General features: G+C 40.5%; 26 protein-coding genes. 17 read left to right on the top strand and 9 right to left on the bottom strand.

Annotated features, from left to right (window positions below; genetic code table 11):
* Nucleotides 1–14: 14 nt before the first annotated feature.
* The 3 genes from KOLE_RS06655 to KOLE_RS06645 all read right to left on the bottom strand — a co-directional run bounded on the left by KOLE_RS06655 (nucleotide 15) and on the right by KOLE_RS06645 (nucleotide 1,586).
* Complete coding sequence (locus tag KOLE_RS06655; RefSeq protein ID WP_015868671.1) at nucleotides 15–278, bottom strand: hypothetical protein; 264 nt, start codon at nucleotides 276–278, stop codon at nucleotides 15–17.
* Between the two features lie 2 nt (nucleotides 279–280).
* Nucleotides 281–547 (bottom strand): DUF3467 domain-containing protein, encoded by a 267-nt coding sequence (locus tag KOLE_RS11190; protein WP_015868670.1) that lies wholly within the window; start codon nucleotides 545–547, stop codon nucleotides 281–283.
* A gap of 508 nt (nucleotides 548–1,055) precedes the next feature.
* Complete coding sequence (locus KOLE_RS06645; protein ID WP_015868669.1) at nucleotides 1,056–1,586, bottom strand: hypothetical protein; 531 nt, start codon at nucleotides 1,584–1,586, stop codon at nucleotides 1,056–1,058.
* A 602-nt stretch (nucleotides 1,587–2,188) separates the two neighbouring features.
* On the opposite strand from KOLE_RS06645, the gene KOLE_RS06640 reads away from it, so the two are divergent.
* The 4 genes from KOLE_RS06640 to KOLE_RS06625 all read left to right on the top strand — a co-directional run bounded on the left by KOLE_RS06640 (nucleotide 2,189) and on the right by KOLE_RS06625 (nucleotide 4,235).
* On the top strand, nucleotides 2,189–2,512 hold the full coding sequence (locus KOLE_RS06640; RefSeq protein WP_015868668.1) for a helix-turn-helix domain-containing protein: 324 nt from the start codon (nucleotides 2,189–2,191) through the stop codon (nucleotides 2,510–2,512).
* Nucleotides 2,499–3,227 (top strand): ImmA/IrrE family metallo-endopeptidase, encoded by a 729-nt coding sequence (locus KOLE_RS06635; RefSeq protein ID WP_015868667.1) that lies wholly within the window; start codon nucleotides 2,499–2,501, stop codon nucleotides 3,225–3,227. Before KOLE_RS06640 ends, KOLE_RS06635 begins: the two co-directional genes overlap by 14 nt.
* The gene (locus KOLE_RS06630; protein WP_015868666.1) at nucleotides 3,227–3,730 is read left to right on the top strand and encodes a PIN domain-containing protein; all 504 of its coding nucleotides are present in this window, start codon (nucleotides 3,227–3,229) and stop codon (nucleotides 3,728–3,730) included. The genes KOLE_RS06635 and KOLE_RS06630 overlap by 1 nt, the downstream gene beginning before the upstream one ends.
* 148 nt (nucleotides 3,731–3,878) lie before the next feature.
* Nucleotides 3,879–4,235, top strand: coding sequence for a four helix bundle protein (locus KOLE_RS06625; protein WP_015868665.1), 357 nt, complete (start codon nucleotides 3,879–3,881; stop codon nucleotides 4,233–4,235).
* Nucleotides 4,236–4,377: 142 nt separating this feature from the next.
* On the opposite strand, the gene KOLE_RS06620 is transcribed toward KOLE_RS06625, so the two are convergent.
* Nucleotides 4,378–5,742 carry an ATP-binding protein gene (locus KOLE_RS06620; protein WP_015868664.1) on the bottom strand — a complete coding sequence of 455 codons (1,365 nt, stop codon included), beginning with the start codon at nucleotides 5,740–5,742 and terminating at the stop codon, nucleotides 4,378–4,380.
* 559 nt (nucleotides 5,743–6,301) lie between these two features.
* Here KOLE_RS06620 and KOLE_RS06615 point away from each other — a divergent pair.
* Together KOLE_RS06615 and KOLE_RS06610 are read left to right on the top strand one after the other, a co-directional pair.
* Nucleotides 6,302–7,102, top strand: a complete 801-nt coding sequence (locus tag KOLE_RS06615) for a type IV toxin-antitoxin system AbiEi family antitoxin domain-containing protein (RefSeq protein WP_015868662.1) — start codon at nucleotides 6,302–6,304, stop codon at nucleotides 7,100–7,102.
* A 3-nt stretch (nucleotides 7,103–7,105) separates the two neighbouring features.
* Entirely contained in the window at nucleotides 7,106–8,074 is a 969-nt protein-coding gene (locus KOLE_RS06610; RefSeq protein ID WP_015868661.1) for a nucleotidyl transferase AbiEii/AbiGii toxin family protein, read from the top strand.
* A gap of 404 nt (nucleotides 8,075–8,478) precedes the next feature.
* Here KOLE_RS06610 and KOLE_RS06605 read toward each other — a convergent pair whose 3' ends face one another.
* From KOLE_RS06605 to ltrA, 3 genes are all read right to left on the bottom strand, one after another.
* Nucleotides 8,479–8,865 (bottom strand): putative toxin-antitoxin system toxin component, PIN family, encoded by a 387-nt coding sequence (locus KOLE_RS06605; protein WP_015868660.1) that lies wholly within the window; start codon nucleotides 8,863–8,865, stop codon nucleotides 8,479–8,481.
* The gene (locus KOLE_RS06600; RefSeq protein WP_015868659.1) at nucleotides 8,862–9,137 is read right to left on the bottom strand and encodes a type II toxin-antitoxin system prevent-host-death family antitoxin; all 276 of its coding nucleotides are present in this window, start codon (nucleotides 9,135–9,137) and stop codon (nucleotides 8,862–8,864) included. The genes KOLE_RS06605 and KOLE_RS06600 overlap by 4 nt, the downstream gene beginning before the upstream one ends.
* Nucleotides 9,138–9,670: 533 nt before the next feature.
* Nucleotides 9,671–10,942 carry a group II intron reverse transcriptase/maturase gene (gene ltrA / locus KOLE_RS06595; protein WP_015868658.1) on the bottom strand — a complete coding sequence of 424 codons (1,272 nt, stop codon included), beginning with the start codon at nucleotides 10,940–10,942 and terminating at the stop codon, nucleotides 9,671–9,673.
* Nucleotides 10,943–12,178: 1,236 nt separating this feature from the next.
* Between ltrA and KOLE_RS06585 the strand changes: the two genes are divergently transcribed.
* The 7 genes from KOLE_RS06585 to KOLE_RS06560 all read left to right on the top strand — a co-directional run bounded on the left by KOLE_RS06585 (nucleotide 12,179) and on the right by KOLE_RS06560 (nucleotide 16,661).
* Nucleotides 12,179–12,490 (top strand): type II toxin-antitoxin system RelE/ParE family toxin, encoded by a 312-nt coding sequence (locus tag KOLE_RS06585; protein WP_015868655.1) that lies wholly within the window; start codon nucleotides 12,179–12,181, stop codon nucleotides 12,488–12,490.
* A gap of 11 nt (nucleotides 12,491–12,501) precedes the next feature.
* The gene (locus KOLE_RS06580) at nucleotides 12,502–13,620 is read left to right on the top strand and encodes a HigA family addiction module antitoxin (protein ID WP_015868654.1); all 1,119 of its coding nucleotides are present in this window, start codon (nucleotides 12,502–12,504) and stop codon (nucleotides 13,618–13,620) included.
* Nucleotides 13,621–13,705: 85 nt separating this feature from the next.
* The gene (locus KOLE_RS06575; RefSeq protein ID WP_041288952.1) at nucleotides 13,706–14,260 is read left to right on the top strand and encodes a type II toxin-antitoxin system PemK/MazF family toxin; all 555 of its coding nucleotides are present in this window, start codon (nucleotides 13,706–13,708) and stop codon (nucleotides 14,258–14,260) included.
* A 579-nt stretch (nucleotides 14,261–14,839) separates the two neighbouring features.
* Complete coding sequence (locus KOLE_RS11580; RefSeq protein ID WP_158303014.1) at nucleotides 14,840–15,016, top strand: hypothetical protein; 177 nt, start codon at nucleotides 14,840–14,842, stop codon at nucleotides 15,014–15,016.
* Nucleotides 15,017–15,192: 176 nt separating this feature from the next.
* A complete protein-coding gene (locus tag KOLE_RS06570) occupies nucleotides 15,193–15,573 on the top strand; it encodes a hypothetical protein (RefSeq protein WP_012744961.1) in 381 nt (126 codons plus the stop codon).
* Nucleotides 15,557–16,159: a transposase gene (locus KOLE_RS06565; protein ID WP_012744960.1), complete on the top strand. Its 603-nt coding sequence runs from the start codon at nucleotides 15,557–15,559 to the stop codon at nucleotides 16,157–16,159. Before KOLE_RS06570 ends, KOLE_RS06565 begins: the two co-directional genes overlap by 17 nt.
* A gap of 52 nt (nucleotides 16,160–16,211) precedes the next feature.
* A complete protein-coding gene (locus KOLE_RS06560) occupies nucleotides 16,212–16,661 on the top strand; it encodes a hypothetical protein (RefSeq protein WP_015868651.1) in 450 nt (149 codons plus the stop codon).
* 459 nt (nucleotides 16,662–17,120) lie between these two features.
* On the opposite strand, the gene KOLE_RS06555 is transcribed toward KOLE_RS06560, so the two are convergent.
* Nucleotides 17,121–18,218, bottom strand: coding sequence for an AAA family ATPase (locus tag KOLE_RS06555; protein ID WP_015868650.1), 1,098 nt, complete (start codon nucleotides 18,216–18,218; stop codon nucleotides 17,121–17,123).
* A gap of 538 nt (nucleotides 18,219–18,756) precedes the next feature.
* Here KOLE_RS06555 and KOLE_RS06550 point away from each other — a divergent pair.
* The 4 genes from KOLE_RS06550 to KOLE_RS06530 all read left to right on the top strand — a co-directional run bounded on the left by KOLE_RS06550 (nucleotide 18,757) and on the right by KOLE_RS06530 (nucleotide 23,409).
* Entirely contained in the window at nucleotides 18,757–20,118 is a 1,362-nt protein-coding gene (locus KOLE_RS06550; protein WP_015868649.1) for an ATP-binding protein, read from the top strand.
* Between the two features lie 517 nt (nucleotides 20,119–20,635).
* Nucleotides 20,636–21,436, top strand: coding sequence for a type IV toxin-antitoxin system AbiEi family antitoxin domain-containing protein (locus tag KOLE_RS06540; RefSeq protein WP_015868647.1), 801 nt, complete (start codon nucleotides 20,636–20,638; stop codon nucleotides 21,434–21,436).
* 3 nt (nucleotides 21,437–21,439) lie between these two features.
* Nucleotides 21,440–22,408 carry a nucleotidyl transferase AbiEii/AbiGii toxin family protein gene (locus KOLE_RS06535; protein WP_015868646.1) on the top strand — a complete coding sequence of 323 codons (969 nt, stop codon included), beginning with the start codon at nucleotides 21,440–21,442 and terminating at the stop codon, nucleotides 22,406–22,408.
* Between the two features lie 644 nt (nucleotides 22,409–23,052).
* On the top strand, nucleotides 23,053–23,409 hold the full coding sequence (locus KOLE_RS06530; protein WP_015868645.1) for a four helix bundle protein: 357 nt from the start codon (nucleotides 23,053–23,055) through the stop codon (nucleotides 23,407–23,409).
* A gap of 395 nt (nucleotides 23,410–23,804) precedes the next feature.
* On the opposite strand, the gene KOLE_RS06525 is transcribed toward KOLE_RS06530, so the two are convergent.
* Entirely contained in the window at nucleotides 23,805–24,209 is a 405-nt protein-coding gene (locus KOLE_RS06525) for a type II toxin-antitoxin system VapC family toxin (protein ID WP_015868644.1), read from the bottom strand.
* Between the last annotated feature and the right edge of the window lie 27 nt (nucleotides 24,210–24,236).

Here is a 24,236-nt window from a genome sequence, read left to right as displayed (position 1 = left end):
TTCTCCAAACTGACTCATTCACTTTCTTTCCATTCTTCCCTTAGCTCTCGAACATACTCATCTGCATTGATACCTTTCCATACATGCTTTCCAAGCCCACGTAATTGAAGTAACCCGCGCTTTTGCCTTGAAGATTTCACATATTGAATACCAACAACTTGTCGTGTATTACTTGAAGAAATGGCCTTAGAATATCCCTTCGTAGAAATAGACAAATAATACATGGAAGTTGTTATATCATTCTTATGAAGCCATTTATGCAAAGCCTCAGGTCTCATAATTATTCCTCCTTAGGCAATTTTATTTCACCGAATCTTTTCTCGTATTCATCAAGCTGCTGTTTAAGTATCTTATAAAGCACCTTAGCATGTTGTGGACTTAAAAAAATTCGTGTGACATTGCTAACCGTCAGTTTATTCTGTTCCGATTTCAAATCCTCAACCAATCCAAATCTCAATGTGAAATCAAAAAACGAAGAAGATATATGTACAAAGTTAGAATAACGATCCAATACCTCACCCTGAATATCAAATTCCTTTTCAACCATTAAAAATCCACCCTCTTTCAATAAATCCATCACACTATAAGGATTATAAACTATGATTCCAGAGAATTCCAAAGAAACTCTTCTCGCAAAAACAAATACCACATAACTATACAAAATAACATGCCAGCCAAATCCCTAATCCAGTCTCCAACATCCAATTTCACTTTTTGCTCTTCCCGCCGCAGGCGCGAGTCAACCACGCAGTGGTTCGAGGCAACTCCGCAGGAGTTCGTAACACCGGCGCAGCCGGTCGTAACAATCCCGAACGGATTCGTATCTGCCGCACAGCGGCCCTCTCGGATTCTCGTGTTTTTTTATCGCAAGCGTCTTGTTTTTTCTCGGACTCTCGGACTCTCGGATTCTCGGATTCTCGGATTTCATCAGCGTCCGCAAGCCTCAGTCTTCGAGCGTCGCTCCACCAGCTGACAGCCTCGCAAGCGTCGTATTATCAAGCGTCAACATCAATAAAAAACGCCCCCTCAGGGGCGTCCCGTTATTTAAACCGATCTTAGAATGCAACACCAATAAGCACATAGGGCACATCGAAAGGATTGAACGTATTTAAATAAGCTACATAAGAGCCCGCACTCATTCCTACTTCAGCAAAGAAGTTAGAAAGCCTAGCACCAACACCAAGCCTTGTGATGAGGTACAAATCAGTGTAATTGATGAAACCCTTAGCGAGATTTTCAAGCATTGACAATGGAGAAACAACCTGTCCTCTCAGATAGAAAATCCAGATTGGGAGTTTAAGGTTTATACCGAGAGCTGCCTTGGGATTAGCGTACTGGTAAAATTCCCCGGTACTGTTATCGTAACGACCAAGGAGAAACTGCGCAGTAAATATTGACAAATCCACTTGAGCAAATACACTAGCACCTGAAAAGTCCTCAAAATCAACTTCAAGTTCATCTAATTCGAAGTCATCAAGAGAGACAGTAACCCCATATAAATCTGCTCCTACTCCTAAGAAGAGATCCCCAGCGAAAATAAAGCTAACCAGGCTAAGGATTACCAACAACAAACCGACCTTTTTCATATCTCCACCTCCTTTTTTATTCTCATTAAATTATACCAATTTAGTGCGAAAAAGAGAACTATAAAGCGTATTTCATGCACACTTTAATGTTAAAATCACAGAACATGTATAAATCAATCGCACCTTTAGTACAAACGACTAATACTAAAGTACAATACTATCGTCACTCTCAAAACAACAAAACATTTACATATATTCCTGAAATTCACTGGACGGCAAGACACATTTTTCTGAAAATTCATGTTCTCAGGACACTGTTAACTAAAAAACCAGGCCACAAGAAAGGCTATTTCATTAAAAAAATCAAGATGATTCCTTCATCAGCAACATAGTTGCTCCAGTCATCAAAACGATCAACCAGGTTCTTATTCGAGAATCTCGTGTTTTCTCTATTCTCCAGCGTCCAGTCTCGCTCTTCCGTTTTACAGCGTTGCAAGCCTCAACGTCGTGAGCCTCCTGAGCGCAGCTCAGCACTTCAGTAGCGTAGCTGCTTTTCCAGTCACCCATGTTTAAAATTTATGTGCTATATTGTCACAACTATTAACCATATTTTCGGATTAAATGTGTTAATATATCAATTAGAAGAAAAAGAGGTGAGGAACATGATGAAATTAAAAGAATTTCGTAAACGTGCTGGACTTTCCCAACAAGAAGCTGCAAGGTTATTAAATATTGATAGAACCATTCTTTCACGACTTGAGAATGGAAAACGAAAGATTGATCCAATATTACTGTTTAAAATGGCTAAACTATACCACACTTCACCCGAAAATCTTATGGGCATTCAGCCAAGAAAGAGAGAATTAGCATTTGTTTTTCGTGATGCAGAGAAACTGGATGAAAATGCTAAACAAGTATTAGACAAAATAAGCAAAGTAATGCAAGATATTATCTTTTTAAAGGAGATTCTCGATGAGGATGTCTAAAACAGAAGCAGCCGCAAATACTCTCCGTTCTGAACTTGGATTTCAAGGTGGAGCGGTTAATGAAAAAGAATTGAGAAAGGTTCTTGAAAGAAAGGGCTATTTCCTTTTTTATTATCCCTTTGGAAATGATTCATTTTCTGGGGCCGCCTTACAAGATCACAATGTGAAAGTCATTGTGATCAATTCGTCTCATACACTTGGTAGACAAAACTTCACACTTTGCCATGAACTTGCCCATTTTCAACTTCATAACATCAAAAATCATATCGATGGAATTACCCCAATCAACAAAGAAAAAGAGAAAGAGGCTGATTATTTTGCCTCATGCTTTCTTATGCCTCACGATGAAGTAATAAAATTTGTAGAAGATAATAATTCAAAAAAACTAGATCTTATAACAGCGATGAAAGTTTCTGCCTTTTTCAGGGTAAGTTTTCAAGCCGCTGTTATAAGATTAGCTCAGATCTTACATATTAAGAAGATTCCAGAAGATCTTCTTAATGCTTCCCCTGTAAAAGCAGCGCGACTTCTCGATCTCAGCCCGGAACTTTATGAAAGTAATAATGAAATATACTGGTCAAGCACTAGCTACATACTACTCGCATATGAAGCCTTACAGAAAGGAAAAATCAGTACCGGAAAATTCCTGAAAATGATGGAGGAAATAGGTCATGACGGTTATGAAGTTCTTGATAACCTTAAAGGAAGAGATTAATGTTTATACTAGACAATACAGTTCTTAGTAACTTTTTTACTATACAAAACATAGATTTGCTTTCTAAGATCCTGGAAAATAACGTGATTGTGCCTAGTTTTGTCAGGGATGAATTTTATATGACGAAAAGGCATTCAGAGGTTTCCCTTCCTTTCCCTCTCCAAGAGATCGAAAGTAGTAATTTTGAGCTTTTCAAAAGATCTTTTTATGCCAGCTCATATAGAGGACTCCACGACGGAGAGATTTCCTGTATTTATCTGGCCGCAATAAAGTATGTAAATTCCACAATCCTCACCGACGATAAACTCGCCAGAAAATACTGTAAAGATTTTGGAATTGAGGTCCACGGAAGTGTATATATACTAGCTCTTGGAGTGATTAAAAATCTTATAACCGAAAGTTGTGCAGAATTGTACCTTGCTAAAATGAAACAAAAAGGGTTTTGGTTAAATGAAAATATCACAGTTTCTGCTGTGCTAAAGAATATAAAGCTCAAAAAATAAAAGCAACCGAATCCATACCCCAGACCCTATACGCACTTTTTTGCTCTTACTACCTCTGCAAACATCGCTCCATTAGCCGACAGCCTCGCAAGCGTCGCATCAACAAAATGTTATACTAATCTCGAAACCCAAAAAAGGAGGACAACTCATGGACATCGAAAAACTCGAAGTCTGGAAATCAGCAATGGATCTAGCTGAAACAGTATATAAAATCACAGATAAATTCCCAAAAACAGAAATCTTTGGTATAACAGACCAAATAAGAAGAGCTGCAGTATCAATACCATCTAACATAGTAGAAGGAAAGGGCAGAGATTCAGCTAAAGATTTCGTAAGATTCCTCAACATAGCCAAAGGCTCATTATACGAACTCCAAACCCAATGCATCCTATCAAACAAAATCGGTTATCTCAGTCAAGAAGACTTTCGTTTGATAATCAAAATGTGTGAGACTCTAGAACACAGATTATCAGCTCTCATAAAGTATTTAAAGCACGCGAATTAATTAACTTCTTCTCTTTTTTAAAAAATGCGTCATCGACGAAGTCGATCGGGACAACTGCGCAGCAGTTCTAGTCAACTCAGAATGAGTTCGAGACAACCACGAAGTGGTTCGCATCGTTTTATCAGCCGTCACTCCATCAGCTTTACCGAACCCCTATATGCTTTTTAACTAACCTCTCTATTGTGTCAAGATCTATTTTTACTATCTTCTCATCTATGTTTCCGACAAAACCCGATTTGCTTATCATGACCGGAATCCTCTTTCGACTATCCTTTATATAGTCACATTTTTTCAGAAAATCATTTGCAGTTTTTCTTGTAACTGGTTTATTTGTCCATTTGCATTCGAAAACTAATATTGAGGCTTTATCTTCTCCAACCAGATCTATTTCATAACTTTTATCCTTTGCTCCCGGTACTTTTCCCCAGTGCTTTCCCACTTTGTGGGGCATAACAGGTATTATCCCTTCATTGTAAAACAACGGAATAAGTGAAGAGATAATCTTCTCAAAAGCCCTTCCAGTAGATGCCGGCTGATTTTCCAGAGTATATTCAAAAGCCGCCTGCGGATTGAACTCAACAACAGCCTGTTGAGCATATATATATCTAAACCAGAAACTCAGGAAATTATCTTTTATTCTGTATCTTGCCCCACGCTGAGCCTTCGACAACCGATTATCCACTTTCTCGATAATGTCATAATAATTCACCAGTTCGTTCATGTACTTCATCACTTTGGTTCTATTCATGTTGGTTCTATCAGTGATTTCCTTTGCTTCCCTGTCGAGATCTCCTATTGCTTCAAGTACAGCGAAATATCCCGGATGTTCAGAGCCAAACTCCCCTACAAGCAGGTTTTTGCCCTCTTCCCTGAAAGGAGCGAATTCGGCAAAGAAAAGTTCGTACAGAAGTTCTTTGAAAGGCCTTCTTTTATCGAGATACCACAGATATTTAGGAACACCACCCAATATTGAATACCAGGTAATTACTTCATCAATTGGGTAACCAAAATTCAAGAGCATCTCAGCAGCACTAATAAAATCGAATGGTTTCAGTTGAAGTTTATAATCGCTTCTACCAAAAAGGGGTTCCTTGCTGTCGAAAAAGATTCTCTTCATCATTCCTACATATGAGCCGCATAGTATTAACATTGTTTTCGAATCCAGTTCGTCCCAGACTTTTTGAAGACTTGAAAAAACCGAACGATCAACTCGTAAGAAATTTTGAAATTCATCAAAGATAACGGTTTCATAGTTCTTGAAGAGGTAACTAAAAAAGTTTTCCCAATTTTCAAACAGACCATTGAAAACTTGTCTTGAAAAATCTGCAAGTAGGGTTTCAGAAGAACGCGTATCGACAAAAAAGTAAGCAGCATCAGGAAGCACCTTTCGCAACAGTGTAGTTTTCCCTATTCTTCTCCGCCCAAAAATTACAATCATTTGCTTTTTCTTTGTGGTTTTTATTTTTTCAAAAAACTCCCTTTCTTTGACTCTGTCGTAAAATCTCACAATCCCACCCCTTGTATACTATCCCGTAACTTACCGTTCAGTATACTATTTTCTGCAATTCAAAGTCAAGTATAGCCCGAACACCAGCTCGCAACGCATAACGTGCCCATCATCGTTGTAGGTCGTTGGTTGTAGGTTGTTCGTCTCTTTTTCTAAACCCTAAATCCTATATTTTCTATCCGCCAAAGGCGCATGTCAACTGCGCAGCAGTTCTTTCGCCTCCTCCTCGGATCTCGGATTCTCAGCTTTTTATCAGCGTCCGCAAGCCTCAGTCTTCGAGCGTCGCTCCATCAGCTGACAGCCTCGCAAGCGTCCTGTTTTTTCTCGGACTCTCGGATCTCGATTCTCGGCTTTTCATCAGCGTCCGCAAGCCTCAACCTCGTGAGCGTCAACGTCGTGAGCCTCCTGGACGTAGTCCAGCACTTCATCAGCGAAGCTCAGCATAGCCACTGCCTCGCAGCGCACAGCTCCGCTGGTTCCCAGCACCACTTGACAATGACCACCAAAATATATAATAATACTATATATTACGCTCCACATTGTCAAAAAGGTGATGTCTATGAAACTTGATTCCTTTTTCGCTAGCTATCCAGTTTTTACCACAACAGAACTAAAAGAATATCTCAAAAGCTGGAAATCAAAGGCAGAAAAAAACTATTACCTTCTTCTAAACTATCACTTAAAGCAAGGAAGGATTATCAAAATATGTAGAAGTCTCTATGCCAGTGTCCCGGCTAATGCTAATCCAGAAAACTTCTCTCCCAACCCTTTTTTGGTAGCAGGCAAACGAACTTCAGACTCGATTCTGGCTTATCACACTGCCCAAGAATATTATGGGAGTGCTTATTCAATACATAACGTAAGAACCTTCATTACAAATAGAAACATCAAGCCTTTTGAGTTCAGGGATATATATTACAAACCGGTCAAACCACCAACCACCCTTTTGAAAAAAAAGAAAGTTAATTACGGTGTAAAGGAGATAGATATCCAGGGACTAAAGGTACGTATTACCTGTCGTGAAAGAACATTCGTTGACATGCTTGATAGACCGGACCTTAGTGGAGGCATCGAAGAAGTATGGCGTTCTCTGGAAATGACCGAATTTCTCGATATGAGAGTGCTACTTGAATACTTGAAGCTCTTAGAAAATTCCACAACAGCAGCAAAAGTGGGATTCTTTCTTGAAACCCATCGCAAAACATTCAACGTTGAAAGCTCTCTTCTCCATGAAATCGAAAAATTGAAACCAAAATCAATACATTACTTAGATCGTTCAAGAAGGGAAAAGACACGAGTTTCCAAAAAATGGAACCTGGCAATCCCGGAATCATTGTTAGAACTCGAATGGGAGGAATAAATCTTGCTTTCCAGAGAAACCCTGCAAAAACTGTCGGAAGATACAGGATATCGTCCTGAAATCCTTGAGAAGGTCTTAATACTTCTATCATGGCTTGATGAAGCTGTCAAAACGCCCGAGTTAAAAGGAAAATTCGTATTAAAGGGCGGAACAGCTCTAAACCTCTTTCTGTTCGATATCCCAAGATTGTCGGTAGACATTGATCTAAATTTCATAGGAGATCCCGATCGAAAATCACTTAATGCCGAACGGCCGGGTTTTGAACATTTCATTGAATCTACATTCAAAACCCTGGAACTCAAAATTCGAAACTCACGAAAAACAGACGCTGCAACTTCATATTCCTTAAGGTACGAAAGCGCTATGGGCACCGGGGGAAATCTTAAGGTCGAAATCAACTACCAATTCAGAATACCAATATTTGACCCGGTAATAATGGATTCGAAAAATATCGGCTCATACAGAGCACAAAAAGTCCCCATTCTCCACCCAAACGAACTTTTAGCTTCTAAAATTGTCGCTATGCTTGCAAGAAAAGCAGCTCGTGATTTTTATGACCTATACAGTCTCAAAAACCATATTCGTGAAATCGATTGGGAAAAAGTAAAAATCGCGTTTGTTGTTTACATAGGATTGAACAGAAAAAATTTAATGGAAATCTCCGAAAAAGATCTCGTACCTGACAAGAAAGAGATCAAAAAGCAACTGCTACCAGTACTGAACAAAAGCAAATTGAAAATACCTTTCGATGAACTAATCAACGAAATTGTAAGCGCATCAAAAGAAATCGTCAGGACCGTTTTTCCACTTAAAGATAACGAAGAAAAATTTCTATCGCTGCTCAACAACGAAGGCAAAATTGTACCTGAACTCTTAACTCAAGATACTAAACTTATACAAAGGATCAACCTACAACCCCAATTAATATGGAAAGCAAAAAACGTATTACTACACAATCGTCACAATTCCTGAAGCTTCGCCTTTCCCCATCTAATTCAATTATTAGTTGTTAGTTGATAGTTTTTGGACTTTCTACACTCCAGCCGCTTCGTCATCATGAACTTGATTCAGGATCTCGTACTTTAGAAAACCAGATTCTGGATTAAACATCTCCAGAATGACGGCTTTTTCAACTGCAAAGCAGTTCGTACCAACCACGAAGTGGTTCGAATCAACTCCGCAGGAGTTCGTGACAACTCTGAAAGAGTTCGGATCAATCCCGAAGGGATTCGTATCTGCCGCACAGCGGCCCTCTCGGTTCTCGGATCTCGATTCTCAGCTTTTTATCAGCGTCCGCAAGCCTCAACCTCGTGAGCGTCGCTCCACCAGCTGACAGCCTCGCAAGCGTCTATTATTCCCCCACTCCGAAGGAGTGCTTACTCCCGGCGCAAAAATTCGTCAGGCGAAAAAACTTCAACATCATCAACAGGAAAATGTTTTTTATTTCCGGTAATGATTACGGCACCAGCGGAGGCCGCAACTTCATAGAAAGGAAGATCGTAAGGATCAGGAAGCACTGGATCTAGGGGTTTAGGTGTAACGAAAATTCCATGCCGTTTCAAATATCGAAGAAATATTTCTACGAGCGATGGATCAAAACCAAACTTTTTTCTCAAAAGCACATGTTCATATTCGTTAAATATCCTGGCATCAAAGCAAGGAACAATTTGACCGGCAATTATCATATTCAAGATCGTGGCAGGCTTACTGTAAGGCTTAAGTAAGGCAGAAACGAGTACATTTGTGTCAATAACGACCTTCAAAGCTCTCGCCTTGCCTTTCTTATTTCTTCTTCAATCTCTTTATCGCTCAACTTTGACCTTCCCGATGCCAGGGAACCGAGTCTCATTTTCTCCACAGCAAATTGAGCCAAAGCCTGGTCTATTAATTTCAACAACTCTTCTACATCATCACCAGCCTTTATCATTATCGCCTTTGGCTTTCCCTTTGAAGTTATTACAATTTCATCATCCTCAAGAATCTTCCATAACCTTGAAGGATTATTCCTCAAATCCCTCGAGGGAATAAATTTCACATTACTCACCTCCATTCTCGAGACCTTTTACTACATAACAACATACATATTCACATACATTATAACATACATTTCAATCAGCGTACCGGCTTCCCTCTCGTCCTCTCGAATTCTCGGTTCTCAGTCATCTATGCAGACTAAAAAAATTACCCGTATCATAAAAAGGAGAATCTGTCCTATACCCAATCGGATTCTCAGTCCAAAGGTCAGGGTTCGATTCGCAGTGGCGATGCCATATTCCTAAAACATCTAATCATACCCGCAAAGTCGACAGCTTGATCCTGCCCACCGCCACCATAACTCATCAGAGTTTTCCTTTAACGTATTAATCCTCTTATCCCTGTCTCAGTCTCCGAATCTCAATTTTTCCAATCTCGCGTACGACCGACAACGAAAATGTGTCCCCCCCTGACTTCGTCAGGCTTACCCCTAGCGAAGCTAGGCTCACCCCCGGCGCAGCCAAGATCGAGTAGGAGAGGGGCATTGCCCCCCGTCCTCTCACAGAACCGTGCGTACGGGCCAACGTACACGGCTCATGGATTGAGTATCGGATTCTCCGACAGTGGTACATGCGAAAGCTTCATATCATACAGCCCTATCTTCTGGAAATACTTGTTCGGCAGTAGCCTACTGACCAACCGGGATTGAGAGCTTCTCCATTTGTTCATCCTTATTCCAGATATTTCGCCTCTGTATCCTTTTTGTCTCATCACCCTGCATAGTTTCTTTGTCGTCTTCCATTGTCGCAGGATTATGGCTCTCAATCTCCTTCTTATCCAACCCATGAGGCCTTTGAATACTCCCACCCAATCGATTATTTTGTAGTAATTGCTGAAGCCTCTCAGCAATTGGTTTAGCCGTTTTATTATCTCTCCAATCGGTGTACATTGGTTTCTCCGGGTGAGTGTTTTTACTTTCGCTTTGAACCTTTTTATTTTCTTTTCCTGGATTCGTATTTTGCCTTTTTGTATGGTAAATCCAAGGAATTCGATTCCATCATCTATCGTGGTTATTCTCGTCTTTTCTTTGTTGACCTTCAATTTCAGCTCTTTTTCCAGTATCCGGATAGCTATTTTTAGGTATTTTTCCGCGCTTTTGTAGCTCTTTGCGAAGATTAGTATGTCGTCTGCATATCTCACTATCCTTATTCCTCTGGCCATCATTTTCTGGTCAAATTTGTTCAGATAGATGTTGGCTAACAAGGGGCTTATTACTCCGCCCTGTGGACTTCCCATCTCACTGGGTTGGTATTGGTCCGTTATGACTCCACTTTTGAGGAAACTTCTTATTAATCTCAATATTTTGCCATCGCTTATTCTTTCCGCTACTGCGTCTATTATCTTTTCGTGGTCTAAGGTGTCAAAGCATTGGCTAAGGTCTAACTGGACCACGTATTTCATTTTGTATTTGCACGCGAAAGCATAGGCTTTTTCTACTGCTTGGTGTGGATTCCTTCCTTTCCTGTATCCATAACTTGAAGGATGAAATCCTTCCTCAAAGATTGGTTCCATTATTTCTTTCAGCGATTGTTGTACTATCCGATCCTCTACCGTTGGTATCCCGAGCATACGTGTCTTCCCATTTCCTTTCGGGATTTCCACCCTTTTTACCGGTGAAGGCCGGTATTCTCCTTTACGCAACTTTTCGCTGAGTTTCTTGATCCTTTCCAGAAGGTTTTCTCCATACTCCTGAACCGTTACTCCATCTATCCCGGGTGCTCCGTTGTTTCTTCGCACCTTGTGATATGCTTTGGCCAGGTTCGATTCCAGATAAACTTTGTCAATAAGACTGTAGTACTTCCTCATGTTACCTCCTGTATGGCCTTCCAGATAAGTCGCATATAACAGAATCGGTTTCTTCTTCCATCCAAAGATTGGATTCTTTACCCTCCCGGGAATCTTCCTATCTTTGCAATGGTTACTTACCTGCCCCGGTTATTTTCAACCGTCGTTAGCATTTCAGCCTCCGTTACGGGCTCCTGTTATACTCACTTCCCTTTGTGCCATTTTCTCAACCCTTCCCCCCTTCGCAAGTAACAGGCCCTTTCGGTTCCTGTTACCCCCATCGCTCAAGGCGATGGTCCCTTCTCCTTTCAGAGAGGTTCTACACTACTACGGGTTCGTCTGCCATCCTCCTCCGCTTTACCGGTCCTTGGGTTTCCCCTTGTTCCGGCTTACCCATTTCTGGGACGAGTGAGGACTTCCCCGGGTAAGACATACAGCTTTCATCCGAATCCTGCCATCCCAACCTGTAGAGTTGGAGCTTGGGCTTCCCCATGTAAGGCAAGGTTACCCTCTCTACCGGCCAACACTGGTTCACTTTCGTTCAGTTCCGGATTTTGCCTTAGGCTTCCTTCAGATTCACCGTTACCAGTGACACCCTTGCCCTCAGCTAATGCTTATTTCACTCCCCACATTCGGGACTTTCACCCTATAGTTGTATGTCATGCCGGGCACACCTTACCCACGCGCTAGCGTGCTTACCGGATCTCGGATTCTCGGATTCTCGGCTTTTATTCAGCGTCCGCAAGCCTCAGTCTTCGAGCGTCGCTCCACCAGCTGACAGCCTCGCGAGCGTCTTGTTTTTTCTCGGACTCTCGGATTCTCGGATTCTCGGATTTAATCAGCGTCCGCAAGCCTCAACCTCGTGAGCGTCGCTCCACCAGCTGACAGCCTCGCAAGCGTCTTGTTTTTTCTCGGACTCTCGGACTCTCGGATTCTCGGATTTCATCAGCCTCTGCAAGCCTCAACCTCGTGAGCGTCAACGTCGTGAGCCTCCTGAGCGCAGCTCAGCTCTTCCGCCGCGTAGCGGCCCTCCGGACTCTCGCCTTCTCGGTTTCTCGATTGTCACGCACAACCCACAACGTTTTAAATCGCTGCGCAGCGGCTTAGACGAAGCAAAAGCATGGTATAATAATGTATAGATGTAGATTATGAATGAGCATTATCTGTTTTCATAATTATACGTAGTAAGTAACAATAGGTTTGACATTTTTACCTTATAAGTGTAAAATATAAGTGCATTACTCAGGAGGCAGTCAATTGGAAACAATTTTCCTGAAAAAACACCTTGAAAAACTCTATAAAGAAGCCAAGAAAAATAAAAAATACCCTCTACCTCAATATCTAATAGACAAATACATTGAGGTAGTTGACTTTATCAAAGCGGCAGACACGATAGCAGCTATACGCAGCAGAAGAAGCTATAAATTCGAGAAACTCGCTGGTTATAATAGCAGATATTCGATAAGGCTCAACAAAAAATATCGGCTAGAAATTGAGATTGAGTGGATAGACAATAAACATACAATCGGAATATTTGGAATCGACGAAATTTCAAAACACTATGAATAAAGGTGAGAATCATGGGTGAAATTAGACCAGGAAAAATCATAGGTCCTGGAAAACACATTAAAGATGAAATTGAATACCTTGGCTGGACTCAGCAGGATCTCGCTGAGGTCATGGGCGTTTCTTTAAAAACCGTAAACCTATTGATACAAGATAAAACACCCATAACCTTTGAACTTGCCGTTAAATTAAGCAAAGCCATAGGTGGTACTCCGAATACCTGGTTGAATTTATACAACATGTATAGATCAAGGATCGAAAATCTGGAATCCGAAGAAAACAAAGCGATCGAAGACCGATCTATTCTTTACCAATACCTGCCAATAAGAGAAATGAAAAAAAGAGGTTGGATAGATAACTCCCGTTCCTTCGAAAAAGTAAAAAAATCAATCTTGGAATTTTTCGGAGTGAAGAACCTTGAAGAACTAAAAGAGAAACTCCAAAAGAAAGATCTTGCCCCCGCATTTAGAAGATCTGAAGCACATCAAAACTTCAACGGTTTTTACGCATATACCTGGTTCTTAATGGCAAAAAAGCTTTCAAAGCAAAAAAATCCTGGTTATGCCTATAATAAAGAAAAGCTAGAGGAGTTGGCGTGCCAGATCGCAGAATACTCACTTTATCCCGAAGGTATAGAACGATTTCTAGAAGAATTAGAAAACACCGGTGTTAGGTTCATGGTCCTTCCCCATTTACAAAAAACCTATATTGACGGTGCCTCTTATATAGATGAATATGGTCCGGTAATCGTTTACACAAAAAGATACGACAGGATTGACAACTTCTGGTTTACCGTAGCTCACGAAATCGCACATATCCTCTACCATCATCTGGACGATGAAAAACCATTCATCGATAACCTTGCAGATTTAAGCGACAACGAAGCTGAAGTAGAAGCGAATAACATTGCCGGTGAATGGTTAAAACGAGATCAAATTCTTGACTACTTCAAAGGCAGCTACGGGTACATATCAGAAGTAAAGGTAAACCACTGTTCAAAAAAATTAAGAATACATCCAGCACTCGTTGTTGGAATATTGCAGCATTACGGAAAACTATCCAGAAAGAACCTCAACAGATTCAAAAAGAAAGTTGGTGAACTAATACCAGAGAAATATTATGTAGAAAAATAGCAGGCTCTCACCCGGCTCCGTTTTACAAGAAAAGAACAATGAAACGGCATCTATTTCTCCATTATGAAAGGAGGAGCATTTGGTCTTGGAGAATCCAGTTAAAATAAGCGATGAACTAAAATCCATAATTGCGGAATTCTGGAAGCAAGTAATGATATTATTCGGAGTTTATAATGATAAGCAGAATATCTCGCTTTTTAAGTGGTTGAAAGCATACATAAAATACCTAATCCAAGAATCAGTATTTGATCCAACTAAACTACCTCGATTTAAGAAAGGTCACATAATGTGGGTTGATTTTGGATACAATATTGGTTCAGAACTAGGAGGATTTAGACCTGCTATTGTGTTAGAAAAAAATAACTCAAAGAAAGAGAAAAACGTAATAATAGCACCTGTTAGGAGTTACAATTCTTCGGGAACCACGAAAAAAATAGACGGGTTGGTTTATGTGGGGACAAATCCTGTCCTTTCAGCTCAAAGTTATGTAGATTTGAAGCACATTAAATCCATAAGCAAGATGCGAATAAAACGAGTACGCCACAATAAAATCATTATTGGAAGATTATCTGATGAGGAACTAGACCTAATTGACATTCAGCTTAGCAAGATATTTCAAAGAAGCACAGATGCAGAATAGGGAAGCTTGACATATGAGATATAAAAGAGTTATACTCTAAGCAAGAAAGAGAAAACTGTGCCCTTAGCGGTCAAAAAATGATTGGAAATTGCCCTTAGCGGCCCAGCGACTGGTATAGAAAACCAGTCGCTTTTTGTTTGTTGTCCTAGTTTTTGGCCCAACACCTATTAAGCATACACTTTAAGCATACACTAAATAACTATCTAAATTTTCAATATATTTCAGTGCACTCCACAACCACCGGCATAATCAGGATTCACACCCCAGCCATGCTAACTCGTCATCCTGAACTTGATTCAGGATCTCATCCTTAAAACATTCCCAGATTCCGGATCACATCCAGAATGACAGTTGTAAATGTTTGAAGCGCAAAAAACGTGCGCTGATGCTGGAATCGCCTTTGGCAATGATGCTGTTTTTTATCGTAGGGGCAGAACATGTTCTGCCCTTTGCAAAAACATATTAAGGGGCACAGCATTAGGTATTAATTTCGAGGCTTAAATTGCAGGTCTCCAAGAAAATGCTCGATTGTGCTATAATAACAAAGGCAATAAATAATGAAGAGTGAAGTAAAAGGTGATGATAAATATGGCTACTTCCACATTTGATAAAAAAATTGTTATAAACGAAAAAGCTGCTGATGTAATTATCGATAGCTTTAAAAATCCTACAGTAGTCGATGATTCCAAAGTACGTAAGGTTCTTGACGAATTAGAAAGGAGTAAAACTAAATTAGTAAAACTCTCATTGCGCTGAGTGATTTGTTAAAACTAGAAAACGCCAATAAAGGAACCACAAACTTGAGGAAAGAACTTTCCTCTTTTTTTGTGTCTAATTTTTTCTGTTAGGGTGTCACGAAAAAAAGCGGGCCTCCCAAGTTCCAATGGTGGTACCATTGAAATAGCCCAAAACAAGAAAGGAGGCCCAAATAAATGGTACCACAAGAACTCACAAAAAGCGATATTGTAAAGATTATTGAGCAGTTAGACAAGCTTTTGCCTTCTAACTTCGTTAACAAACAAGGCAGAGGTAGAAGAAAGGCTTATTCTGACAAGAGCATCTTGAAACTTTCCATTTTATTGAAGCTATGCGATGTCTCATATCGTGGGGCAAAGAACTTTTTAGAAAAGAATCCCAAATACATGGAACTCTTGGACTTGAAAAACATACCACCATTCCAGACTATATCCAGGAGAGTAAGAGAATTGCCTCTTCACAGGATAAACAAAGATGTTGTAAACCTCTTTTTGGATATAGAAGGACTTGAAAGGATTGAGTTGGTGGTGGATTCCTTTCGTGACCAAGACTTGTAAAACCCATACAGCACAAAGACGAAGAAGGACAGGGAAATACAAAGACCCCCAATCCAGTTGGACAAAGACGACAAAAGGCTGGGAATACGGAAGAAAGGTACATATGAGTTTGGATGCACAGAACCTATTGATTCAAGATTGGATGACAACGCCAGCAGCTGTACACGATTCGACGGTGGCAAAGGCACAAATAGATTCTGGCCAGGGATATAAGTATTTCCTCGCAGACAGCGCATATGATTCGCAACAGATATACCGTTATATATTCGATTGTAGTAGCATGATACCAGTAATAGACACAAACAAAAGGAAAGGTGTATCACTGGAAAAACAGTGTCAGGCTCGTTGGCTGGGCATTCAATTGAGGCAAATATATGCGGAGAAGTATAAAAACCGTTGGGAGATAGAGAGAACGATTAACATTCTACAAGAATATTTCAATCTGGAATACATTTGGTATGTGAGAAACAGGAATTATGATGCGGTATTGGGTTTGGCCATATTGGCATACAATCTTTGTGTTATGTTCAATATCTTGAACAGCCGTCCTCACAGAAAGGTGGCTGATATTATTGGCTGTTACTGATTTTTGAGACACCCTATTTTTCTGTAAGAAAGATCAAGATGTTCAGAATTTTTTGCATAAAAATGCGATAAGATTTGAAGATGCAGATAAGAGTCGCACTTATTTGATTGTTGATGAAGCAGAGCTAAGCAATCAAAGACTAGTAATCCTTGGCTATTTCTCTTTAGAACTCAAATCAATAGATCTAGCTGAAGAAATTTCCAAAAGCAAACGAAGAGAACTTGATGGAATATCAAAAGATGCAAAAAGTCTAAATGTCTACTTGATAGGTCAATTAGCAAAAAACGATCTTTATATAGACAAAATAACTGGTTCAGAAATAATCGATTACGCTATTCCGTTGATAAAAGACTGCATGAAGAAAATTGGCGGCAGAGTTGTCTTAGTCGAGTGCAAAAACAAAAAGAAACTACTAGAATTTTACCATCGCCATAACTTCAAAGTCCTCCAATCAACTCCTGATTCGGAAGACATGATCCAACTAATAAAAATCATCAAATAATAGCTAAAAAAATTTACGCACGACCGCTCCTAACACCAGCATCAGCGATGCACTTGCTCCTTGCCTCAACCTCGTGAGCGTCAACGTCGTGAGCCTCCTTAGCACACCTCAGCACTTCAGTAGCGTAGCTGCTTTCCGCCGCGCAGCGGCTCTCTCGGATTCTCGTTTTTTACGTACAACCTACAACCCACAACGTTTTTTATCAACCACGTAGTGGTTCTAGGCAACTCCGCAGGAGTTCGTAACACCGGCGCAGCCGGTCGTAACAATCCCGAAGGGATTCGGATCGCTGCACAGCAGCTACCGGTTCTCGGACTCTCGGATTCTCGGATTCTTATCAGGAGTTCGGATCAATCCCGAAGGGATTCGTCCCCGCTGCGGAGCAGCTTTGGCGAAGCAGCGTACAGCCTCCAGGACGCAGTCCAGCATTCCATTCACATCAACGAATCCCAGCCATCATCATTTCACCTTCATCTCTCTGCAAACATATTCCACCACGGGATCTGGAATTGAATAACGTTTTACTCCATCAACATACTCTTGCTCCAAAAAACTCTGTTTGACGAGTGTATTCAGAATCTTGCTCAACGTTGGGTCTGAAATGCTTCCAAAATTATTCTCAATATAGGTTCTTATCTGACTGAATCTGTTTATATGCAAAGAAACAGCCTTGAGAACATAACCATAATTCATTGACCTTTTAATAAGCGCACCCAATTCTTTTGCTACCAGCTTTTTTGCCTGCTCTTTAGTTCTTTCCAGGGCATCCACTTGATTGCCTTTGTAGTAGATATAACCGTACATGGATAAATATCCAACAATGCCATCGAGTTCATCAACTACTCTTTCCAGCACTTTTTCAGAGACATCAATGGCCAATTCTTCAAATCCTTTCCTTAGAAACTCAAGGGATTTATCTTGAGAAAATCTCTGCAACCTTATCTCACTCAAATATCTTCCGAATAAGGGTGCATCTGGATCATCTATTCCCAGAAAATCGTGTAGTAAACCTATTTCAGAACCTGTAAGAACAATAACGAAATTCCTCAAATTGTCGTATGTATAGGCAAAAAGATTAAGCAAATCCTTCCCGCCCTTTCTATAAAAGCGCAAATTCTGTGCTTCATCAAATGCAAGAATGAACCTCTTTCCTTTGAGCGCTTCATCTATATTTTTCAACACTTCAGCTAAACTAGTTTCCTGCCCTTTATCTTCTATAGATATTCCAAAACCTCCAAAAGAAAGTCCTGATATTGATTTTAAAATCTTCTTCAATTTTCCTAATTTAAGGGTCTTTTCGATCCCTTTAATTAGTGCCTTATCAAATGCTTCTGCATCAATTAGGTTGTTACGGAAATAAGCTCTGCAATCTATAAAAACATGATAACCATCAAATTCCTCGAGCACAGCTTTGAGGAGTGAAGTTTTTCCAATCCGTCTCAACCCATCGAGAATAATTAACCTTTCGCTCTGCAAAGCTTTCTGAAATGTGCTAACCTCTTCTTTCCTGTTGAATATGTCTCTTAAAGAGTGTTTCGGCTCAATTGAGAACAGCATTGGCAAGACCTCCCTTATATTTAATGGGTACTAAGTTACTTAGTAGGGGTTAAGTAACTTAGCACCCATATTATACCAAAAACCATGTCTAATCAGCTTTCAGATTTATCCAACGTCGTAATTATCCTGGACGAAGCTCCTCATATCCGCTGCCCCGCAGCGTACAGCCTCCTTAGCACACCTCAGCACTTCAGTAGCGTAGCTGCTTTCCGCCGCGTAGCGGCTCTCTCGGATTCTCGTTTTTTACGTACAACCTACAACCCACAACGTTTTTTATCAACCACGTAGTGGTTCTAGGCAACTCCGCAGGAGTTCGTAACACCGGCGCAGCCGGTCGTAACAATCCCGAAGGGATTCGGAGCGCCGCGCAGCGGCTACCGGTTCTCGCCCTCTCGCCTTCTCGTATTCTTATCAGGAGTTCGCCCCAATCCCAAAGGGATTCGTGTCGCCGCGAAGCGGCTTTCCCAACCTTTGAAAAAATCAAATTATATAGTATAATCTAAATTAGTCTATTCATAATTAGCATGAGGTGAGGGCATTGTTTTACAACAGGATAGAGGAACTCAATACATTAAAGAAGTACCTCAATTCGGATAATCTTGAATTCTTTATACTTTATGGCAGAAGAAGAGTAGGAAAAACTGCTCTCTTGAAAAAAGCAGTATATGGGAAAAAAGGTATTTTCTTTGTCGGAAGACAGGTTACGGGCTCAACTCTTCTGGATGCTTTTTCAAATGAAGTGGCCCGGTTGTTCAATCTTCACGGTGCTACATTCAAAAGCTGGGAAGATGCTTTGAGATTTGTCTTCCAAAAAGCGAAGGATGAAAATATTTATCTCGTTCTTGACGAATTTCAGTACCTGGTTGAAGCCTCCCCCGAATTACCTTCAATTATTCAAATGCTTGTTGATCATGAAGAATCAAAGATAAAGCTGATCCTTTGTAGTTCAAGCATAAGCTTTATGGAAAAATTGCTTGCTTATAAAAGCCCCGTGTTCGGCAGAAAAACCGGATATATGAAACTCAATCCGGTGAAATTTGAGCATTCCAATGATTTCTTGCCTGATTACGACTTCCACAACCTGATGAAAGCATATGCAATCACTGGTGGGGTCCCACAATATTTGAACCTTTTCGACACAAAAAAGAGCATTTCTAAAAATATCATTGACCTATTTCTGAGCTCAGGTGCACCACTCAAAGAAGAACCCCTTTTCATACTATCCCAAGAGCTAAGGGAGCCAAAGATATATCAAAGCATACTTGAAGCGCTCGCCTTTGGTTACAATCGCCCTGGAGATATTGCCAGCAAAATAGGCTTTTCAGATTCAAGAAAGATTCAGCCATACCTGCATAACCTCATAACGTTAAACATAGTTCAAAAAGAAATACCGGTTACCATAAAGAACCCCATCAGAACGAGAAAAGGAATTTACGTAATTTCTGATCCGCTTTTCAGGTTCTGGTATCGCTTTGTTTTTCCTTACCTTCAATACCTTGAATTCGGGCAGATTGAGCCGGTAATCGAACAACTTGAAAAGAATTTTGAACAATTTGTCTCCTTCCAATTCGAAAAAGAAGCCAGGATCTTTCTGTCAAGCACACTGGGATTTGACAGAATTGGAAGGTTTTGGGAGAACGATCTGGAGATCGATATCATAGGAAAAAAGAGAGACCAGTGGTTTATTGGTGAATGTAAATGGAGAAATAGAAATATCACCCAAAGCGATTTGAATACACTCTATAAAAAAGAAAAGGCACTCGGTGTAAAACCATCGTGCTACATATTAGTCTCAAAAACAGGGTTCAAAAACAATTTAGAAATAATGCAAAACATAATGCTAGTAAAATTAGATCGGGATAAGGGGTGGATTATTGATAAAAAATGCGTATTAAACTAAAAAAAACGCCGCAGGCGAACATCATCGACGAAGTCGATCGAGACAACTGCTTGCAGTTCGAGTCAACTCCGCAGGAGTTCGTAACACCGGCGCAGCCGGTCGTAACAATCCCGAAGGGATTCGTATCTGCCGCACAGCGTCCCTCTCGGATTCTCGTTTTTTACGTACAACCTACAACCCACAACGTTTTTTATCAACCACGTAGTGGTTATCGAGTAGGAGAGGGGCATTGCCCCTCTCCTACTCGATCTGTTGCGAAGCAGCTTTCTCGGACTCTCGGATCTCGGTTTCTCGATTGTCACGTACAACGCACAACGTACAACCAACAACGGCTTTGGCTCACCCCCGGCGCAGCCGGGCTTACCCTTGGCAAAGCCAAGCTTACCCACGCCTAGCGTGCTTACCCGCTACAAAGCAGCGCACAGCTCTGCTGGTTCCCAGCACCACTTGACAATGATCGCCAAAATATATAATAATACTATATATTACGCTCCACATTGTCAAAAAGGTGATGTCTATGAAACTTGATTCCTTTTTCGCTAGCTATCCAGTTTTTACCACAACAGAACTAAAAGAATATCTCAAAAGCTGGAAATCAAAGGCAGAAAAAAACTATTACCTTCTTCTAAACTATCACTTAAAGCAAGGAAGGATTATCAAAATATGTAGAAGTCTCTATGCCAGTGTCCCGGCTAATGCTAATCCAGAAAACTTCTCTCCCAACCCTTTTTTGGTAGCAGGCAAACGAACTTCAGACTCGATTCTGGCTTATCACACTGCCCAAGAATATTATGGGAGTGCTTATTCAATACATAACGTAAGAACCTTCATTACAAATAGAAACATCAAGCCTTTTGAGTTCAGGGATATATATTACAAACCGGTCAAACCACCAACCACCCTTTTGAAAAAAAAGAAAGTTAATTACGGTGTAAAGGAGATAGATATCCAGGGACTAAAGGTACGTATTACCTGTCGTGAAAGAACATTCGTTGACATGCTTGATAGACCAGACCTTAGTGGAGGCATCGAAGAAGTATGGCGTTCTCTGGAAATGACCGAATTTCTCGATATGAGAGTGCTATTTGAATACTTGAAGCTCTTAGAAAATTCCACAACAGCAGCAAAAGTTGGATTCTTTCTTGAAACCCACCGTAAAACATTCAACGTTGAAAGCTCTCTTCTCCATGAAATCGAAAAATTGAAACCAAAATCAATACATTACTTAGATCGTTCAAGAAAGGAAAAAACACGAGTTTCCAAAAAATGGAACCTGGCAATCCCGGAATCATTGTTAGAACTCGAATGGGAGGAATAAATCTTGCTTTCCAGAGAAACCCTGCAAAAACTGTCGGAAGATACAGGATATCGTCCTGAAATCCTTGAGAAGGTCTTAATACTTCTATCATGGCTTGATGAAGCTGTCAAAACACCCGAGTTAAAAGGAAAATTCGTATTAAAGGGCGGAACAGCTCTAAACCTCTTTCTGTTCGATATCCCAAGATTGTCGGTAGACATTGATCTAAATTTCATAGGAGATCCCGATCGAAAATCACTTAATGCCGAACGGCCGGGTTTTGAACATTTCATTGAATCTACATTCAAAACCCTGGAACTCAAAATTCGAAACTCACGAAAAACAGACGCTGCAACTTCATATTCCTTAAGATACGAAAGTGCTATGGGCGCCGGGGGAAACCTTAAGATCGAAATCAACTACCAATTCAGAATACCACTATTTGATCCGGTAATAATGGATTCGAAAAATATCGGCCCATACAAAGCACAAAAAGTCTCTATTCTCAACTTAAACGAACTTTTAGCTTCCAAAATTGTTGCTATGCTTGCAAGAAAAGCTGCTCGTGATTTTTATGACCTATACAGTCTCAGAAATCACATTCATGAAATCGATTGGAAAAAGGTAAAAATCGCATTTGTTGTTTATATAGGATTGAATAGAAAAAATTTAATGGAAATCTCCGAAAAAGATCTCGTACCTGACAAGAAAGAGATCAAAAAGCAACTGCTACCAGTACTGAACAAAAGCAAATTGAAAATACCTTTCGATGAACAAATCAACGAAATTGTAAGCGCATCAAAAGAAATCGTCAGGACCGTTTTTCCACTTAAAGATAACGAAGAAAAATTTCTATCGCTGCTCAACAACGAAGGCAAAATTGTACCTGAACTCTTAACTCAAGATACCAAACTTATACAAAGGATCAACCTACAACCCCAATTAATATGGAAAGCAAAAAACGTATTACTACACAATCGTCACAATTCCTGAAGCTTCGCCTTTCCCCATCTAATTCAATTATTAGTTGTTAGTTGATAGTTTTTGGACTTTCTACACTCCAGCCGCTTCGTCATCATGAACTCGATTCAGGATCTTCGAGGATTTTGTTATACCCGGGACGCACTTGGACTCAGCGGTCTGACCCCCAATAATAAGGAAAGCCTTCCAGCTCTCATTTCCCACCGCCAGTACGTATCACCGACGAAGTCGGGCTTACCCACGCCTAGCGTGCTCACCAGCCGCACAGCGACCCTCTCGGACCCCGATTCTCGGTTCTCGAAGCTCTTTCTATACCCTAAACCCCAGACCCTATACCTGCTTTTGGTTTTTTCAATATTGGTGTCTGTCCCTATTTTTCCTATTTTTCTATTTTTCGGACCCTATACCACAGATCCGCTCTATTAAACTCGGGTTTAGGGTCTAGTTGTTAGGGTTTCGTAGTAGTAAGAACACCAGACCCAAGACCCTATAAAACCCACTCTTTACCTCAGTAGTCAACCACACAGTGGTTCGGGTCAACTCCGCAGGAGTTCGAAACAACTCTGAAAGAGTTCGCAACAACCGCTTGCGGTTCGCATCGTTCATAAAAACAACAATGTTATACTAATCTCGAAACCCAAAAAAGGAGGCCACCCATGGACGTCGAAAAACTTAAAGTCTGGAAATCAGCAATGGACTTAGCTGAAACAGTATATAAAATCACAGATAAATTCCCAAAAACAGAAATCTTTGGAATAACAGACCAAATAAGAAGAGCTGCAGTATCAATACCATCTAACATAGCGGAAGGAAAGGGTAGAGATTCAACAAAAGACTTCATAAGATTCCTCAATATAGCTAAGGGCTCATTATATGAACTACAAACCCAATGCATACTATCAAACAAAATCGGTTATCTCAGTCAAGAAGACTTTCGTTTGATAATCAAAATGTGTGAGACTCTAGAACACAGATTATCAGCTCTCATAAAGTATTTAAAGCATGCGAATTAATTAACTTCTTCTCTTTTCAAAAAAATGCATCATCGACAAAGTCGATCGAGACAACTGCGCAGCAGTTCGTAACAACTCCGAAGGAGTTCGTGACAACTCTGAAAGAGTTCGCAACAACCGCTTGCGGTTCGCATCACTTTATCAACCGTCGCTCCATCAGCTGACAGCCTCACAAGCGTCGCATTATCATTTGTCAGTGTCGCAAGCCTCAGCCTCGCAAGCGTCAGATTTTTTCCAACTCCGCAGGAGTTCGCAACAACTCAGAATGAGTTCGAAACACTGGTGTCAGACAGTCGTACCAAATTTCTGATTTCGATCGTCACGTACAACCCACAACCTACAACCAACAACGGTTTTTACTGCGTTCATAAGTCCCCAGAGCGTAACTCCGCCCTTCAGACATTCTTATCCAGAAGATCATCAAGTAAAACTATCTGTATCTCAGAATCTGAGATCCCATTGAAATGTTTGTCATTTGTGATAAACAACTCGCACTTATATACTTTGGCTGTCGCAAAATGGAGGGCATCAGGAAGTTTCAAACCATTCTTAGCTCTAATTTTGGCGGCCAAAACTGCTATTTCTTTTTCCACAGGGATCAAAGAAAGGTTTTCACAGCTTGTAAAAATACTAATATACTCATTGATAAGATGCTGTTCTCCTTTAACAAATGGTCGCACCAGCACTTCAGCAAGAGTTAAGACTGACGAAAAAGCCTTTATAGATCCTATGTCAATCTTTTTGAAAATGAAGGTAAGAACCTCGAGGTATTTTTCATTCTCTTCTATTGTTTTTGGCAATATAAAAATCCAGCATTCGGAAAAATA

Source organism: Kosmotoga olearia TBF 19.5.1 (assembly GCF_000023325.1).
Lineage (GTDB): Bacteria > Thermotogota > Thermotogae > Petrotogales > Kosmotogaceae > Kosmotoga > Kosmotoga olearia.
Note: the sequence above shows the minus strand (reverse complement) of the source record. Positions and strands in the feature narration are given on the sequence as shown.